Annotated in this window: 14 protein-coding genes and 1 other RNA gene; 4 read left to right on the top strand and 11 right to left on the bottom strand. The window is 57.8% G+C overall.

Annotated elements, in window-relative coordinates:
- Positions 1 to 122 precede the first annotated feature (122 nt).
- The 3 genes from recD2 to CU669_RS16625 all read right to left on the bottom strand — a co-directional run bounded on the left by recD2 (position 123) and on the right by CU669_RS16625 (position 4,190).
- Positions 123 to 2,093 (bottom strand): SF1B family DNA helicase RecD2, encoded by a 1,971-nt coding sequence (recD2, locus tag CU669_RS16645; RefSeq protein ID WP_112146791.1) that lies wholly within the window; start codon positions 2,091 to 2,093, stop codon positions 123 to 125.
- Positions 2,094 to 2,111: 18 nt separating this feature from the next.
- Positions 2,112 to 2,762: a 3'-5' exonuclease gene (locus CU669_RS16640; RefSeq protein WP_112146727.1), complete on the bottom strand. Its 651-nt coding sequence runs from the start codon at positions 2,760 to 2,762 to the stop codon at positions 2,112 to 2,114.
- A 1,218-nt stretch (positions 2,763 to 3,980) separates the two neighbouring features.
- The gene (locus CU669_RS16625) at positions 3,981 to 4,190 is read right to left on the bottom strand and encodes an addiction module protein (RefSeq protein WP_112146724.1); all 210 of its coding nucleotides are present in this window, start codon (positions 4,188 to 4,190) and stop codon (positions 3,981 to 3,983) included.
- Positions 4,191 to 4,449: 259 nt separating this feature from the next.
- Here CU669_RS16625 and ssrA point away from each other — a divergent pair.
- Positions 4,450 to 4,887, top strand: a transfer-messenger RNA (tmRNA) gene (ssrA, locus tag CU669_RS16620).
- Positions 4,888 to 5,043: 156 nt separating this feature from the next.
- Here ssrA and CU669_RS16615 read toward each other — a convergent pair.
- Positions 5,044 to 5,454 (bottom strand): type II toxin-antitoxin system VapC family toxin, encoded by a 411-nt coding sequence (locus CU669_RS16615; protein WP_112146723.1) that lies wholly within the window; start codon positions 5,452 to 5,454, stop codon positions 5,044 to 5,046.
- Positions 5,451 to 5,696: a type II toxin-antitoxin system Phd/YefM family antitoxin gene (locus CU669_RS16610; protein ID WP_112146722.1), complete on the bottom strand. Its 246-nt coding sequence runs from the start codon at positions 5,694 to 5,696 to the stop codon at positions 5,451 to 5,453. The genes CU669_RS16615 and CU669_RS16610 overlap by 4 nt, the downstream gene beginning before the upstream one ends.
- 180 nt (positions 5,697 to 5,876) lie before the next feature.
- Here CU669_RS16610 and CU669_RS16605 point away from each other — a divergent pair, with 180 nt between their 5' ends.
- A complete protein-coding gene (locus CU669_RS16605) occupies positions 5,877 to 6,938 on the top strand; it encodes a flagellar basal body P-ring protein FlgI (RefSeq protein WP_161539692.1) in 1,062 nt (353 codons plus the stop codon).
- A gap of 42 nt (positions 6,939 to 6,980) precedes the next feature.
- Here the strand turns inward: CU669_RS16605 and CU669_RS16600 are convergent, their stop codons facing one another.
- The 5 genes from CU669_RS16600 to CU669_RS16580 all read right to left on the bottom strand — a co-directional run bounded on the left by CU669_RS16600 (position 6,981) and on the right by CU669_RS16580 (position 9,861).
- Positions 6,981 to 8,030 carry an alkene reductase gene (locus CU669_RS16600; RefSeq protein WP_112146720.1) on the bottom strand — a complete coding sequence of 350 codons (1,050 nt, stop codon included), beginning with the start codon at positions 8,028 to 8,030 and terminating at the stop codon, positions 6,981 to 6,983.
- Positions 8,031 to 8,046: 16 nt separating this feature from the next.
- Positions 8,047 to 8,352 (bottom strand): GapR family DNA-binding domain-containing protein, encoded by a 306-nt coding sequence (locus CU669_RS16595; RefSeq protein WP_161539691.1) that lies wholly within the window; start codon positions 8,350 to 8,352, stop codon positions 8,047 to 8,049.
- A gap of 98 nt (positions 8,353 to 8,450) precedes the next feature.
- On the bottom strand, positions 8,451 to 8,708 hold the full coding sequence (locus CU669_RS16590) for a hypothetical protein (protein ID WP_112146718.1): 258 nt from the start codon (positions 8,706 to 8,708) through the stop codon (positions 8,451 to 8,453).
- Positions 8,709 to 8,869: 161 nt separating this feature from the next.
- Positions 8,870 to 9,565, bottom strand: a complete 696-nt coding sequence (locus tag CU669_RS16585; RefSeq protein ID WP_112146717.1) for a DUF7168 domain-containing protein — start codon at positions 9,563 to 9,565, stop codon at positions 8,870 to 8,872.
- Positions 9,562 to 9,861 (bottom strand): DUF3572 domain-containing protein, encoded by a 300-nt coding sequence (locus CU669_RS16580; protein ID WP_112146716.1) that lies wholly within the window; start codon positions 9,859 to 9,861, stop codon positions 9,562 to 9,564. Before CU669_RS16580 ends, CU669_RS16585 begins: the two co-directional genes overlap by 4 nt.
- A gap of 158 nt (positions 9,862 to 10,019) precedes the next feature.
- Between CU669_RS16580 and CU669_RS16575 the strand changes: the two genes are divergently transcribed.
- Together CU669_RS16575 and CU669_RS16570 are read left to right on the top strand one after the other, a co-directional pair.
- Positions 10,020 to 10,505, top strand: a complete 486-nt coding sequence (locus CU669_RS16575; protein WP_239988758.1) for a TspO/MBR family protein — start codon at positions 10,020 to 10,022, stop codon at positions 10,503 to 10,505.
- 128 nt (positions 10,506 to 10,633) lie between these two features.
- The gene (locus tag CU669_RS16570) at positions 10,634 to 11,287 is read left to right on the top strand and encodes a hypothetical protein (protein ID WP_112146790.1); all 654 of its coding nucleotides are present in this window, start codon (positions 10,634 to 10,636) and stop codon (positions 11,285 to 11,287) included.
- A gap of 9 nt (positions 11,288 to 11,296) precedes the next feature.
- On the opposite strand, the gene CU669_RS16565 is transcribed toward CU669_RS16570, so the two are convergent.
- Complete coding sequence (locus CU669_RS16565) at positions 11,297 to 11,860, bottom strand: DUF2442 domain-containing protein (RefSeq protein WP_112146714.1); 564 nt, start codon at positions 11,858 to 11,860, stop codon at positions 11,297 to 11,299.
- Positions 11,861 to 12,744: the final 884 nt, after the last annotated feature.

Below are 12,744 nucleotides of genomic sequence, written 5' to 3'. Positions count from 1 at the left end.
ACGGTGTACAAGGAGGGTTCTCATTCAACAGCGACCGAAGTGGCTTCTGGTCTGAAGGAACCGCGCAGGCGGCGCTGATTTACCGATTGAAAGGGAATCCGGAGAGGGCGGAGAAGATCTTCTCAGAGCTTGAAAAGTTGATCGCGTCCGGCGGGTACATCTGGGCGACCACCCAGGATCGTCATAGTACTGGCTTGGCGATCAGCCCTGACAGCGTATCTGCTGACCTTTATTATTATCGCCTTCCGCACCTTGGAGCGACGGCTTGGGCCGTCATTGCGGCAACAGGTTGGAACCCCTTTGTTGGTCGCAAGATAACCAAATCGCTCGACCGACGGTTCGCCGTGGCGGCCAGGGTTGAGCGCCTTTTGAAGTTCAACATTCAGGGATCGAGCCCCTACCCCGCCGCGTTGCATCGGGCATAGCACCTGGATATCACGGACGGCATCCATGCCAAATCGGCGCGGAACCCGGTTGCTCACAACCTCGATGATCTTGGGGACGGCATCTTCGGGTTCAGCGGCTTCGACGAAATAAAAGTCGGTCACGCCGTCTGGCGGTGGAACCAGCTCCGGCATCTGGCCTTTATTCACCTTGTGGGCGTTGATGATGATCTTGCTGCTGGCGGCTTGGCGGAAGATTTCCGTCAGCTTGGCCACCGGCACGATGCCCGAGTTGATGATATCGGCGAGCACCTGCCCGGGGCCAACGGATGGCAGCTGATCCACATCGCCAACGATCATCACCGCTGCATGGCCAGGGACCGACTTCAGCAATGAGGCCATCAGCGGCACATCGACCATGGAGGTCTCATCAACCACCAGCAGGTCGCATTCCAGCGGCATCTCCTCCGACCTCTTGAACCCGCCGTTGCTTGGATCGAACTCCAGCAGGCGATGGATGGTCTTGGCCTCCATACCCGTGCTCTCGGAAAGCCTCTTTGCAGCCCGCCCTGTGGGAGCGGCCAGCGCCACGGTCCCGCCCTTGGCGGCCAGGATGCGCAGGATGGAATTCACCAGCGTGGTCTTGCCGACGCCGGGGCCGCCGGTGATCACCATCACCTTGGACGCCAGTGCCACGCCTACGGCGGCTCTCTGGCTGTCTGCCAGGGTCACGCCCAACTTGGCTTCTACCCACGGAATCGCCTTTTCGGCATCGATGGATGGCCAAGGTGCCGTTCCGGTAGCCAAGGCCCGCAAACGTGACGCTATGGCCTGTTCGGCATGCCACAGGTGCGGAAGGAAGATGCACCGCCGGTCCCCCACGGTATCAGCTGTGACATTGGCCTCCTTCAATTCCAGGGCAAGAGCGTCGGTCAGGAGAGCCTGAGGGATTTCCAGCAGCTCTTCAGCCAGGATGAGCAGCTTGTCTTCCGGCAGGGCGCAATGGCCATCTCCCACCGCTTCCATCAGGGCGTAAGACAAGCCGGCACGAGCGCGGATCATGGAGGTCTTCTCGATGCCCAGCTTCTCCGCGATCTGATCTGCCGTTCGAAATCCGATGCCCCGGATATCACGGGCAAGCCGGTAGGGATTCTCGCTCACCAGCGGAACTGCGTCGGTTCCATATGTCTTGTAGATCCGAACCGCTCGAGCCGTGCTGACCCCATGGCTTTGCAGAAATAGCATGATTTCGCGGATGGCCTTCTGCTCGGCCCATCCGGCGGCAATCCGCTTGGCCCTCACCGGGCCAATCCCATCGACCTGCTGAAGCTTCTCAGGGGTTTGTTCGATGACGTCGAATACAGCTTCGCCGAACGCCTTCACCAGCTTCTTGCCATAGACCGGGCCAATGCCCTTGATCATCCCGGACCCGAGATACCGCTCAATGCCGTCCAGAGAGGTCGGCGGCGTAACCTTCATGAAGGTCGCCTTGAACTGCAGGCCATGATCTCGGTGATTGTCCCAGCGGCCACTGGCATGGATGTATTCGCCAGGCTGGATCGTGGCGGCAGAACCGGTAACGGTCACAAGATCACGCTGACCACGGGCCTTGATCCGCAAAACGCAGAACCCCGTGTCCGGGCTGTGGAACGTCACCCGCTCCACCAACCCCACCAGGGCTTCCTTGTCCTCAGTGCTGGCCGGACGCATGCCCATTGCCATCCCCGGCTATGTCTGGTCCCCGAAGCTCATATAGCGGGTGTCATCCTGAACGAAGCCGCCGGCCATCTTCATGAAGGCTTCGGCGGTCAGAATGGCATCAAGCAGGGCACCATGATGCTCAAACCGGTCGGACCGATCGATCCATAGACGATCGACCAGGACATCCAATGACCCGGGGACGCCGGGGAAAAACTGCCGGGAAAGCTCCTGGGTGCAGATGAAATCGCTGCCCGTGAAAATCATTTCCTCAAAGCCACAGCGCCCTACCCTGGCGTATTCGAAATTGAGAAACTCGATCTCGTTCTCGGCACTGTGGGCAAGCAGCACGTCCTGGCCGATGAAGGCCTCGAAGTCATCCAGGATATCCTTGAATGTCGGCGCATCCTTAATGTCTGCTGGCGTGATCCCATGCACCCCAATTGATGCCTTCGAGATAGGCCCACCTGGCTGGATGCGGCGCTGCCAGCTTTCGCCTGTTTTCCACCCATCGTCACCTCGAACTAATTCGAGGCAGCCGATTTCGATAACGACGCCAGGGAGCTTCAGGCCCTTTGGCATTTTCCTGATTTCAGCAGGGCTCGGAACCCTGAATCCCGTGGTCTCAGCGTCGATAGCGACAATCCGGTCGACGGATTTCAGATCTTCAAGCGAAAGCATGTCGGCTCATCCTGGAGATTGGGGATGGAATACTGAGTTAGACAACGTCTTCTGCCCACCGTCCACCACGCAGCTCAAACTGTTCCCAGGTAGCAGCCCCAATATCGGAGATCGTCAGCCGGGCTTCGGTGCCTTCAACATCGGCATCCAACAACCCAAGTCGGAGCAAAGGCGCAATGGACCGATCACTGATGGCCAGGAGGGTCCGATTGGGAAACTGAGGCGTCACAATAGCCCAGCCAGGTGTCTTCCGCGCGGTCAGCGCAGAAACCAAAAACCCTCGGTCTCGTGGCCAAATTTGATTCGGTCTGGCGCTGGCCCTGAATCTTTTGTCCCCGATGACGTACAGACAGATGGTCCAGAAGGCTGATCGGGGACGTGACTTGATAGAGGACCATTCGATGGCGCCTTCGACAGACAGAGGCGCATCGATCAGTGAGCCAACAGGATGGGAGTCCTCAGTAAGCGTCAATCTGGCCATGCCTCATTCGTCCCATTCCCCTTGCTCCAAGTTGGATCAGACGGGGGATTCGCCTGCCTTGTTCCGGGGCTTGCGACGCGCATTGGCGCGGATAGCTTCCTCGATATCGATCTGGTGCGGGTCCGGCTTTTTAGCCCCCGATGATCCCACCACCAAGGGGGCCGCGAGCCTTGCGGCATATTCCAAAAGCTCCGCCTTCCGGCTCGACGGGATCCAGACCGTCACAAACTCTCCGGCCTTTTTCTTTGGCATTCTCGATGCTCATATCCATGGTCAAACGGGGGCGCAGATTACGTCCGGGATTGGCGGCTCGCAAGTTCGGTCATAGGGAAAAAAATGGCTCCCGCTTTCGGTCGGTCCGCAATCATCAGCGACACTACCGATGTCGGTTGCGTGTAGGGCAGATGCGGACTTGCTGGCCGCTCAGCCGAATGGCCGACTTTACTGTCGGACCTGCTGCCAGTAGAACGGGGTACGGCTAGTGTGGGCGCAAGCCACGACATAGATGCCCTCGGCCTCCGTGCGGAAAAATAGGGCGTAAGGAAACCGTGTCACCAATGCCCGCCGCAAGTCATCATAGGCTAGGGGGAATTGCCGGGGATTTTCGCCAATGCGCGGCAACAAGGAATCCACGGCGGCAAAGAACCGATCCCCCAAGCCCCCGGCTCGGGTGTCATACCACTCTTGCGCAGCCAACAATTCGGCGGCGGCGGCAGGGAGAAAAAAGACCGACCCCATCAAGAACGGCCGGGGCGCAGCTTGGCACGGACCTCACTCCACGGTATGGCGTAGGCGCGGTCGTCGGAGAAGGTGGCGTTACGCCGGTCTAGCTCGGCCTTCCACTCGGCCGACAAGGGCAGGGCCTCCCCGTCGAGGCTCTCGCAAATATCTCCGATGAGCTCTATGCGCTCTTGCGGGGATAGGTGGCTAAAATCAAAGGTCGGCATGGCGATATCCCTTCTCTCACTCCCAATATAGCCTGCCGACTCTTTTTCTTCCAGTCCGCTCCCGACGTGCCGCCCTGGTCCCGGCGTCGATCGATCAAACTGACAGCATCTGACCGCCTGTGATCAATCCGCATCCCCAGACGACCTCCGTTTTGATAACAGCACGGCCTCGTCGCCTGGAATGACACCCTCTCAATAGTTCGGGGAGATCCCTCCGGCATCCTACGTCAGTAACGTTGACAGTCTTGTTGTAAAACTCTAGATTTCATCTGTATCTTCGAACGAACAAGTTTCTGCTCCGTTAGTAAACGGGCTATGATGGTAGACGTTTAGTGGAATAGAAGTATAGGACTCCGGGGCAGTACCGGACAGCTCCACCATCCTTGTCTGGATCTCGCAAGGGACTTACCGCCCAGACGCTAAGGAAATAAGGCACCTCCCTGTGGTACAGGTCCGGGTAATGCCGGTGAACAACTTGAATAGCTGCTTTACCATGGGGCTGAAGCAGGATCGACTAGCTTAGTAAAGACGAAATTGCCATCCGGCATGATTCCGCCGTTATCGGGTCGAACACTACAAGTGCCAATGACAACAATGTCATGGAGATGGCGGTCGCTGCGTAAGCCTAACGGCTGAGTAGAGACCAATATCACTGGGGTTTCGGCAGTTGCACCTTGCAACAGAAGCAGCTGCCACTTCTATCTTCTACGAATAATCCAGAGCCATTTTGTGGTTGCCGCAGCTATGGCCACTTTTCCTGTGCGCAGACTTTGACCGACGCAAATCCCAGATCCCAGACTGGCTTGCTTCGCGAAGATGGCTGGATCGGCACCGGTGCGCCCTGGGCGCTATGCTAGGAAATTGGAACCGCCACATCCTCGCAGGACATCACATTGACCGGATAGCTGGCAAAGCGGCCATCGCTGGTGACAATGGTCATGCCTTCGACAATACCCTGGGCAATCAGCATCAAATCATACGGATCTTTATGGCCGTCCATCGACACAAGTTTGGACATGGCAATGCAGTGTGTATCCTCGATCTCGATGCGCTGAATGGCGGTTTCGTCGATCATAGCGATCGCTTCCATCAGATTGATCTCAAGTTTTCCAATGCGGATCTTCACCGCCAGTTCGAACATGGTCAGTGAGCTGATATAGACGGCGTTGCTAGAATCCATAATTGCGTCTCTGGCCTGTTGGCCAAGGCGAACATCATTGTTGAGCAAAAAAATTACGGCGTTCGCGTCGAGCAGCAGCTTCAAAGGTCGGACTCCATGGCATCAATCAGGTCGTCCGGCGTTTCATCGAAATCGGGTGCCATCTTGATCCGACCTTGCATGGCGCCAAGAAGGGCAGAGACGGGCTTCTTGGCTACAACAGGCACAATCTTGGCTACTGGCTTGCCATGCAGCGTAATGATCACCTCGTCGCCACCATTGGCCTGGCTCAAATAGGCTGACAGGTTGTCACGCAACTCCCGCACGTTCACTGTTACCTGGTTCATGGGAGCGTCCTCGTGAAAATGTGTACCATATTATGTACGCAAAATCGTCACTAGGTCAAGCGCACGATGTCAGTCTCTCCATTGATAAATCCACGGCTAGTCAAGCTCAGACGCGTCATCACTTGCCCCCGCAGCAGCAAAACAAGCAACCTCACCTCAGCGCCGTTGACGGAGACGTTTATGAAATCGCTGGCACTGGCAATCCTGTTGGCATTGGCGACAAGCCCCGCATGGGCACAGTCTCGCATCAAAGACATGGCCACCATTGAGGGAATGGGCGATGCCGCCTTGGTTGGATACGGCATGGTCGTTGGCCTGAGCGGTACGGGTGATACTCCCTTAGTCGGGCGCGGCCCCCTACCCCCAGGTGTCCGGGTTGGCCGGGACGCAGCCCAGGTTATGGTCACCGCTCGATTGCCGGCTGGCGCCGGCGCTGGATCACGGATGGACGTTACTATTGCAGCCATCGGCGATGCCCGAAACCTGTCTGGTGGGGTATTGCTGCCGACCGCTTTGGAGGGAGGCAACGGACAAGTCTATGCCGTAGCCGAGGGGAGGTTGGCGGTTGAAGGTTTGGCCATCCAAGGTCGAAGCCAGAGTATCTCACGAGGTTCGGCAACAACGGCCCACATTCCAGGTGGCGCCACGATTGAACGCGAGTTGCCAACCGCCCTTGGTCAGGGAGGGGAACTCCGTTTGCGGCTACGCAATCCAGATTTCACCACGGCGAAACGCATGGCCGAGACGATTAATGCGTTTCAGGGTCAACGCCTGGCCCGGATCAAGGACAATGGCACAATCATCGTGATTGTCCCCGAAAGCCAGCCAGATGGCGCCGCTGGCCTTGCGGCGGCCATTGAGGGATTACGCGTTACCGCAGACCAACCTGCCTCTAAGGTCGTGGTTGATGCCGCCAGTGGAGCAATCGTCGCCGGTCTTGACGTCAGGCTCTCTCCGGCAGCCATCAGCCACGGGGCGCTCACCATACGGGTGACTGAAGCACATCAGGTATCCCAGCCTCCACCATTCTCCTCCTCCGGGGCCACCAAAGTTGTGCCGCGCAGCAGCATCGACGTTGATGACAGCAAGGGGTCGTCGATAATCACAATCCCCCCTGGAGGAACAGTCGGCGATCTGCTCCGCAGGCTCAACGCCGCTCAGATTTCGACACTCGATCAGATCGCCATTCTCCAGGCTCTTCGGTCGGCCGGCGGCCTCGAGGGGGAACTGGTATCACGGTAATCCTGTAACCCGCCGACTAGGGCTGCCACCCCCCTATTCCGGCTAAAGTGCTGGATAGTCTGTGTAGCCATCCGCGCCTGATCCAAAGAACAACGCCGGCTTTGGTTCGTTCAGCGGGGCATCCTCAGCCAACCGGCGGGGAAGATCCGGATTGGCGATGAAAGATTTCCCGAAGGCGACGGCGTCGGCCTTGCCAGATTGAATCTCTGCCTCCGCCGTCACCTTGGTGAAGCCCTCATTCGCGATGAACGCGCCTCCAAAGGCCGTCTTCAACTGCGGGCTAAGCCGTCCATCCCCCAAGGATTCACGGGTGAAGATGAAGGCGATGCGGCGCTTGCCCATCTCGCTCGCCACATAGCCGAATGTGGCGGCCGGATTAGAATCACCCATGGAATGAGAATCGCATCGAGGTGCTAGGTGCAGCCCGACGCGCTCGGCACCCCACACCGCAATGGCCGCGTCGGTAACCTCAAGCATCAGACGGGCACGGTTCTCGATGGAGCCACCATACTGGTCGGTTCTGTGGTTGGTGCTGTCCTGAAGAAACTGGTCCAGCAGGTAGCCGTTGGCGCCATGGATCTCGACGCCGTCGAAACCGGCACGCTTGGCATTTTCAGCCCCCTTGCGGTAGGCCGTGATGATCCCCGGGATTTCATCGATGGTCAGAGCCCGCGGCGTCACATAGGGACGCTCGGGTCGGACCAGACTGACATGACCAGCCGCTGCAATGGCCGACGGCGCCACCGGCAATTCACCGTTCAGGAAAACAGGGTCTGAAATTCGACCGACGTGCCAGAGCTGGAGCACGATCCGGCCACCGGCAGCATGAACGGCCGATGTCACCAGTTTCCAGCCCTCCACCTGTTCGTCAGACCAGATCCCGGGGGTGTCCGCATACCCGACACCCATAGGCGTCACTGAGGTTGCCTCGCTGAGAATCAATCCCGCCGAGGCCCGCTGAACGTAGTACTCGGCCATCAGGGCATTCGGGGTCCGTGAGGCCCCTGCCCTTGCGCGGGTCAGAGGGGCCATCACAATCCGGTTTGGACACGCAATCGCACCAAAGGAAATTGGGTCAAACAGGGACGGCATAAGCTTGAAACTCCCCTCAGGATTCTTCCGACATATCCCCGGCTACCACGTCGAGTGGGGTGCCGGTCACGTGGGCATAGAGCAAAACATCGTTGATGAACTCGGCTTCCTTGTCAGCCGCACCCTTGCTGCGGCGGATGGCGACAACCCGATCAACGGCCTTGATGTTGAAACCGTCGGCCTTGATTTCTGCCTTCAGATCCTTCAGCCCGTCCTTCAACTGGTCAATTTCGTCCAGCATACGCTCAACACGCTCGACATAAGAGGTCAGCTTATCAGCCGTTTCCTTCTTGGCTCCACCCTGCAGAACGTCCTCGGTCATATCTTGGTTCCTCATGAGATAAAGGGTGATTCTACTCCAAATTGGAGCAGATCAGCCCGCAGCGATGTTCTTTATATGTTCCGCGCCAGGCCGTGGATCTAGCAAGGACGCGTCCCCGCTGGCGGCGCCATCATCAGCAGTTCGTCGACGGCGGTCAGTATCCGCTTCGACAGGCGATACTGCGCAATGTCGCCACGTGCGAGCCAATCATCGGCCCTCATTGCGGCGAACAGGGGTGCGTCATGCCCATAATTCTCTATCAACAGGTTGGCTCCGGCCCACACGTCCCGTTCGCTGGTCTCGCCGACGGTATCGGCGAAGAATTCTTCGGCCTCGGGATCGGTATCATCGTTCACGGCTCGCCCTTCCGCATTAAATGCTTCTTGGCCACCATGATATGCGGTTGGGTCCTTCTTCTACCATGGGCATTGGCATCTCATGCGGAGATAGCTTGCACCGCAGTCAACGGCATCAGTGCCGCAAAACAGAATCCAGCCGATGGCTGGCTGATCTATTTTCACTCCCCCTTCTCACCAACAGCACGGTGGAGGGCGAGCGATTGTCCGGCCGCATGACCCGCTTCAAACGCACCAGCGGCAACCTTCTTCCCTGACGCCCGACCCCGACGCAGGTTGAGATCAAGCTTGGCGAATTCAGATTCAACAATAGCGTGGCGAACCACCACGAGATCACGCCCGGTGCTGGCTCGATTGGCCTCGTCGCGCTCTGCCTTCATGACGGTCAGCTTCTCGGCGATAGAAACCGCCATGCCGAACAGAAACGACCCCTTTTCATCCCGGCCGTACCGGATGATGCGCCGGCTAACCGCGTACTGAACCCAGGCGGTGTGCATGGCGATAGCGATAACGTCATAGACGTAATGGGCCATCTCGATGCTGGGGCGAAGTCCGAAGAACACGTACCGGATGCCCTTGTCGTCCTTCTCTTTCCAGACCTTGCAGTCGCAATATTCCGCGATGGCCGGGATGCAGGAAGAGATCGGCTGTCGCTGTTTGCGGTTGGTTTCAATCGTGGACTTCTCGCACTGCTCTTCCCGGATTTCCAAGTCCGTCATGGACAGGTCATGGCGATCCAGCAATTCGGCGACTTTCGCCGCTGCCGCCAAGGCTTCTTCCTCGGTGCAGCCATTGGCGATGGTTTTGGCACGCAGAGCCTGGAGCCGGGTTTTCAGTTTCTCGAGATCGGTTGTCATGGCGTCCAGTCCATCGGCATCCCTGGGAGTTGTGAACGGGCGAGCAGAATTGTTTCCATGGCAACGCCTGCCGCATGGGCCACTTTCTCGACGGTGGTGTCCGATTCGAGGACAAAATCCAGCACGGCCCCGAGGAAGTCAGGATCGGTGATCCGGCTACGAAGTTCGTCGGCCCCGCTGCCGGTGAAGGACAGGAACTGGGTCAGCAATTCATCATCAGCGACAATTACCGCGACGGCGTGCAATGCCAGGGCTTCGGCACCTTCACGTCCCAGTTTTGGAATCTTCGGCGGCATCGGGTCGGAGACCAGTTCAAGCGGTTGGGTGTCGCAGTGTAGTTCTGCATGGGGCCGAGGGAAACGCCGATAACGTGATCGAATTCAATCGGGATGCTATGGTTGGCCCCGCGTCATGAATGTTGACCAGGAAACTTCGGAAGGGCCTCCCCGTGAGCATGAAGTTCCGCAAAACCAATCCCAGGTTCGGCTATCTGGTTGTTTTGATCGTGCTGTGCCTGGGTGTTGCAGGCATCGCCAGCATGGTCACCATTCCCGCCGTCCAGGGTTGGTACAAGGACTTGGTTCGACCCTCTTTCACCCCGCCAGATGGGGTCTTTGGCCCAGTCTGGACGATTCTTTATGTAATGATGGCTTTGGCGGCCTGGAGGGCATGGGGGCGCGATCAGTACAAGTGGGATAGCCCATGCATCCGGCTGTTCCTGACCCAGTTGGCGTTGAATTTCGCTTGGAGTTTCCTGTTCTTCAAGTTTCACCTGATCGACGTGGCGGCGATCGAGATTGTTATCCTTGAGATCGCCATCATTGTGACCACGGTGGCGTTCTTGATGCGGGACAGGATCGCCGGAATGCTGATGGTGCCCTATGTCGTGTGGGTCGCCTTTGCTGCCGCGCTGAACATCGGGTTCTGGAGGCTGAATTGATGGCCGGTCGCAAATAGGACATGCATATGATGACGGTGTTGGCCAAAATCCGGTCAACGTTAGGGAGGCCATAACCTCTATGGTGTCCCCCATGCAAAGCTCACAACCACCTTGTTCGTGAAATGCCCATGTCGAATAAACGCCATCCTCCGCCGACGGTGTCCGACGTTGAAGCCCGCGTACTGTTGGATCGCTACAAGTGCGCGATCCCGTTCCATGAAGTGCGGACCCGATTTCTCGGCAACATCGCGTCCCCAGGAATCGGCGAGTCCCCGATCAAGGTGATCGAGCAGTTGTGGGGCGGCAAACTGCCAGAATTTGAGTCGATTGACGCCGCAAACGAACTCATCGGGGCTCTGGTCATGGGGGTGTGGAATCGGCTAACGCAGCACCAAGAGCGCAATTCACCCTTTCGGCTGACGCGGGTTCATCCCGCTGCAACCCGAGAAGGGCTTGCCACCCAGGCACAGATCCGATGCCAGGAACTTGATGGATTTGTAGAAGGGCTATTTGGCCATAATGAATCCATCGCCCTTCCCGAACGAGCCCATCATGGCCTTAACGCCCTTTCCAAGATTCGGGCGATGTTCGCCGCTGTCTTGGATGTAGCGATGGACGAGATGAAGCCAGCAACCGACGCGGCCATGGAGACGACGATAAAGCTCATGCGTGAGATGACCAAGAATGCCGAAACCGAGGTCAACGCCGTCGTGCGATCCTGCACCATTGCTCGACGCCAAATGCTGCCGTCACTGCTCGCGGACAAGCCAACCCTGCATTAATCGCTGCTCTTACGGACGCCAAGTTCCGTTCCCGGTGACTACGCCGTCATAGATTGTCCGTGCTGCCAGCACCACGCCAGACGGCCAGGTGATGTCGCCGTCACTGATGGCGGCTCGGATGAATTCCATGGCAGGCAATAGAGCGGCGTAGGGACCAGCATCAACGCTTTTAACTTTGGTCGATAGATCGACGGATCCCTCTCGTCCATCAGCGAAGCGGACCCGCAAGATGAACCCCGGCATGGCCCGTACCGAAATCACATGCCAAGGCGGCACCTCTCCCGGAGCCAAATCCAGAATGTGCTGATGGGCGGTCTCGCATTCTTCCCCATATGCTGGATCTCCATCCAAGGCGATGGATTCCAGGCGGGATTTGATGGTCACCGCTGCCAGTCCCCGCGGCGCCGCCACACCAAACAGCCACTTCTCAACCGTGCTATGGGGCGCCCCTAGGTGCTCGCCGAGGACCACTGCCTGCAAACGTCCAGGCTGACCGGGTGCCAATAAATCAGCTGCGTACTGAGCAACTTTGGTAAAGTCATCAATCTCAACGCGTCTCAGGTCGCTTGTCATGGATGATTCCCCACCAACCAGGGCCGAGGCCCGACATCGTGACCTTCAGAATCTAAGCGCTCCAAGTTGGTGCATCAATGGTAAACATCAGATCTGCCATATAATTATATTGGCTCCAAATTGGAGTGCTATTATTTATTTGCCACTGTTTGATTCTGTCTAATTACTCTTGTGCTCGTGATGCGAGTCCGCCGAGGTGAGGTAAGCCGACTTAGCAGCGCTCTGCGACACCGCAGGACAACAGTTCAGCAGTGAGCACAGGAGGAAGATTCCCCCCCCCCTGTGCAGTGGGATCTCGAATTCATTGGTCGCAAGAGGCAAGAACCCCCTCCGCCCCCGAAGCTCAAAAAGCAAGATCGGGAGGCGAGCGGCCCCGTCACCATCATGACTTCCGGCGCCTGAAGGTCAGAGCCTTTCGACATCCACGTCGTGATGCCGGTGGCCGTAATGTTCGGTCCAACTGACGTCATCAAGGCAGATCGGTTCGGCCCCCTCAGGATGACGAACCTCGTGATGTCCCGGAGATGCGATGAGCAAGAGGATGTCTCTGGCCAGGTGGCTGGTGAGTCCGAGCATGGCGGAATGTGGCGTGTGGAGCATCTTGATCTCCTCAGGCGAATTACCCTGGTTACACTACCTCAGACCAACAACCTTGGCATGACCTACATGCGCATGGCCGTCCCGTAAGAAGCACTGCAGCATCGTGAAAATCATGGATCCATTATCGACGATCAGCTGCCCTCTTCGCAGGCACCCTTGCTTCCCTATCTTCAATCAAGTATGCCCCCGGAAAGCGCCCCATTCATGCTAGTGCACTGACTCATTCAGAAGATGCAGGCAAGCGGGAGAGTTTTTCGAAGATGCCCTCTGCGGTCTTGGTCCAG

The sequence above is a fragment of the Paramagnetospirillum kuznetsovii genome (assembly GCF_003284725.1).
Classification (GTDB): domain Bacteria; phylum Pseudomonadota; class Alphaproteobacteria; order Rhodospirillales; family Magnetospirillaceae; genus Phaeospirillum; species Phaeospirillum kuznetsovii.
The sequence above is the reverse complement of the archived record's forward strand: the minus strand, read 5'-3'. Positions and strand labels throughout refer to the sequence as shown.

Coding starts and splice junctions, on each gene's coding strand:
- recD2 (WP_112146791.1), bottom strand. CDS start 2,093: ATGCGTCCGGCCAGCACTGAGGACAAGGAAGCCCTGGTGGGGTTGGTG.
- CU669_RS16640 (WP_112146727.1), bottom strand. CDS start 2,762: ATGCTTTCGCTTGAAGATCTGAAATCCGTCGACCGGATTGTCGCTATC.
- CU669_RS16625 (WP_112146724.1), bottom strand. CDS start 4,190: ATGCCGACCTTTGATTTTAGCCACCTATCCCCGCAAGAGCGCATAGAG.
- CU669_RS16610 (WP_112146722.1), bottom strand. CDS start 5,696: ATGAACCAGGTAACAGTGAACGTGCGGGAGTTGCGTGACAACCTGTCA.
- CU669_RS16605 (WP_161539692.1), top strand. CDS start 5,877: ATGAAATCGCTGGCACTGGCAATCCTGTTGGCATTGGCGACAAGCCCC.
- CU669_RS16600 (WP_112146720.1), bottom strand. CDS start 8,030: ATGCCGTCCCTGTTTGACCCAATTTCCTTTGGTGCGATTGCGTGTCCA.
- CU669_RS16595 (WP_161539691.1), bottom strand. CDS start 8,352: ATGACCGAGGACGTTCTGCAGGGTGGAGCCAAGAAGGAAACGGCTGAT.
- CU669_RS16585 (WP_112146717.1), bottom strand. CDS start 9,565: ATGACAACCGATCTCGAGAAACTGAAAACCCGGCTCCAGGCTCTGCGT.
- CU669_RS16580 (WP_112146716.1), bottom strand. CDS start 9,861: ATGCCGCCGAAGATTCCAAAACTGGGACGTGAAGGTGCCGAAGCCCTG.
- CU669_RS16575 (WP_239988758.1), top strand. CDS start 10,020: ATGAAGTTCCGCAAAACCAATCCCAGGTTCGGCTATCTGGTTGTTTTG.
- CU669_RS16570 (WP_112146790.1), top strand. CDS start 10,634: ATGTCGAATAAACGCCATCCTCCGCCGACGGTGTCCGACGTTGAAGCC.
- CU669_RS16565 (WP_112146714.1), bottom strand. CDS start 11,860: ATGACAAGCGACCTGAGACGCGTTGAGATTGATGACTTTACCAAAGTT.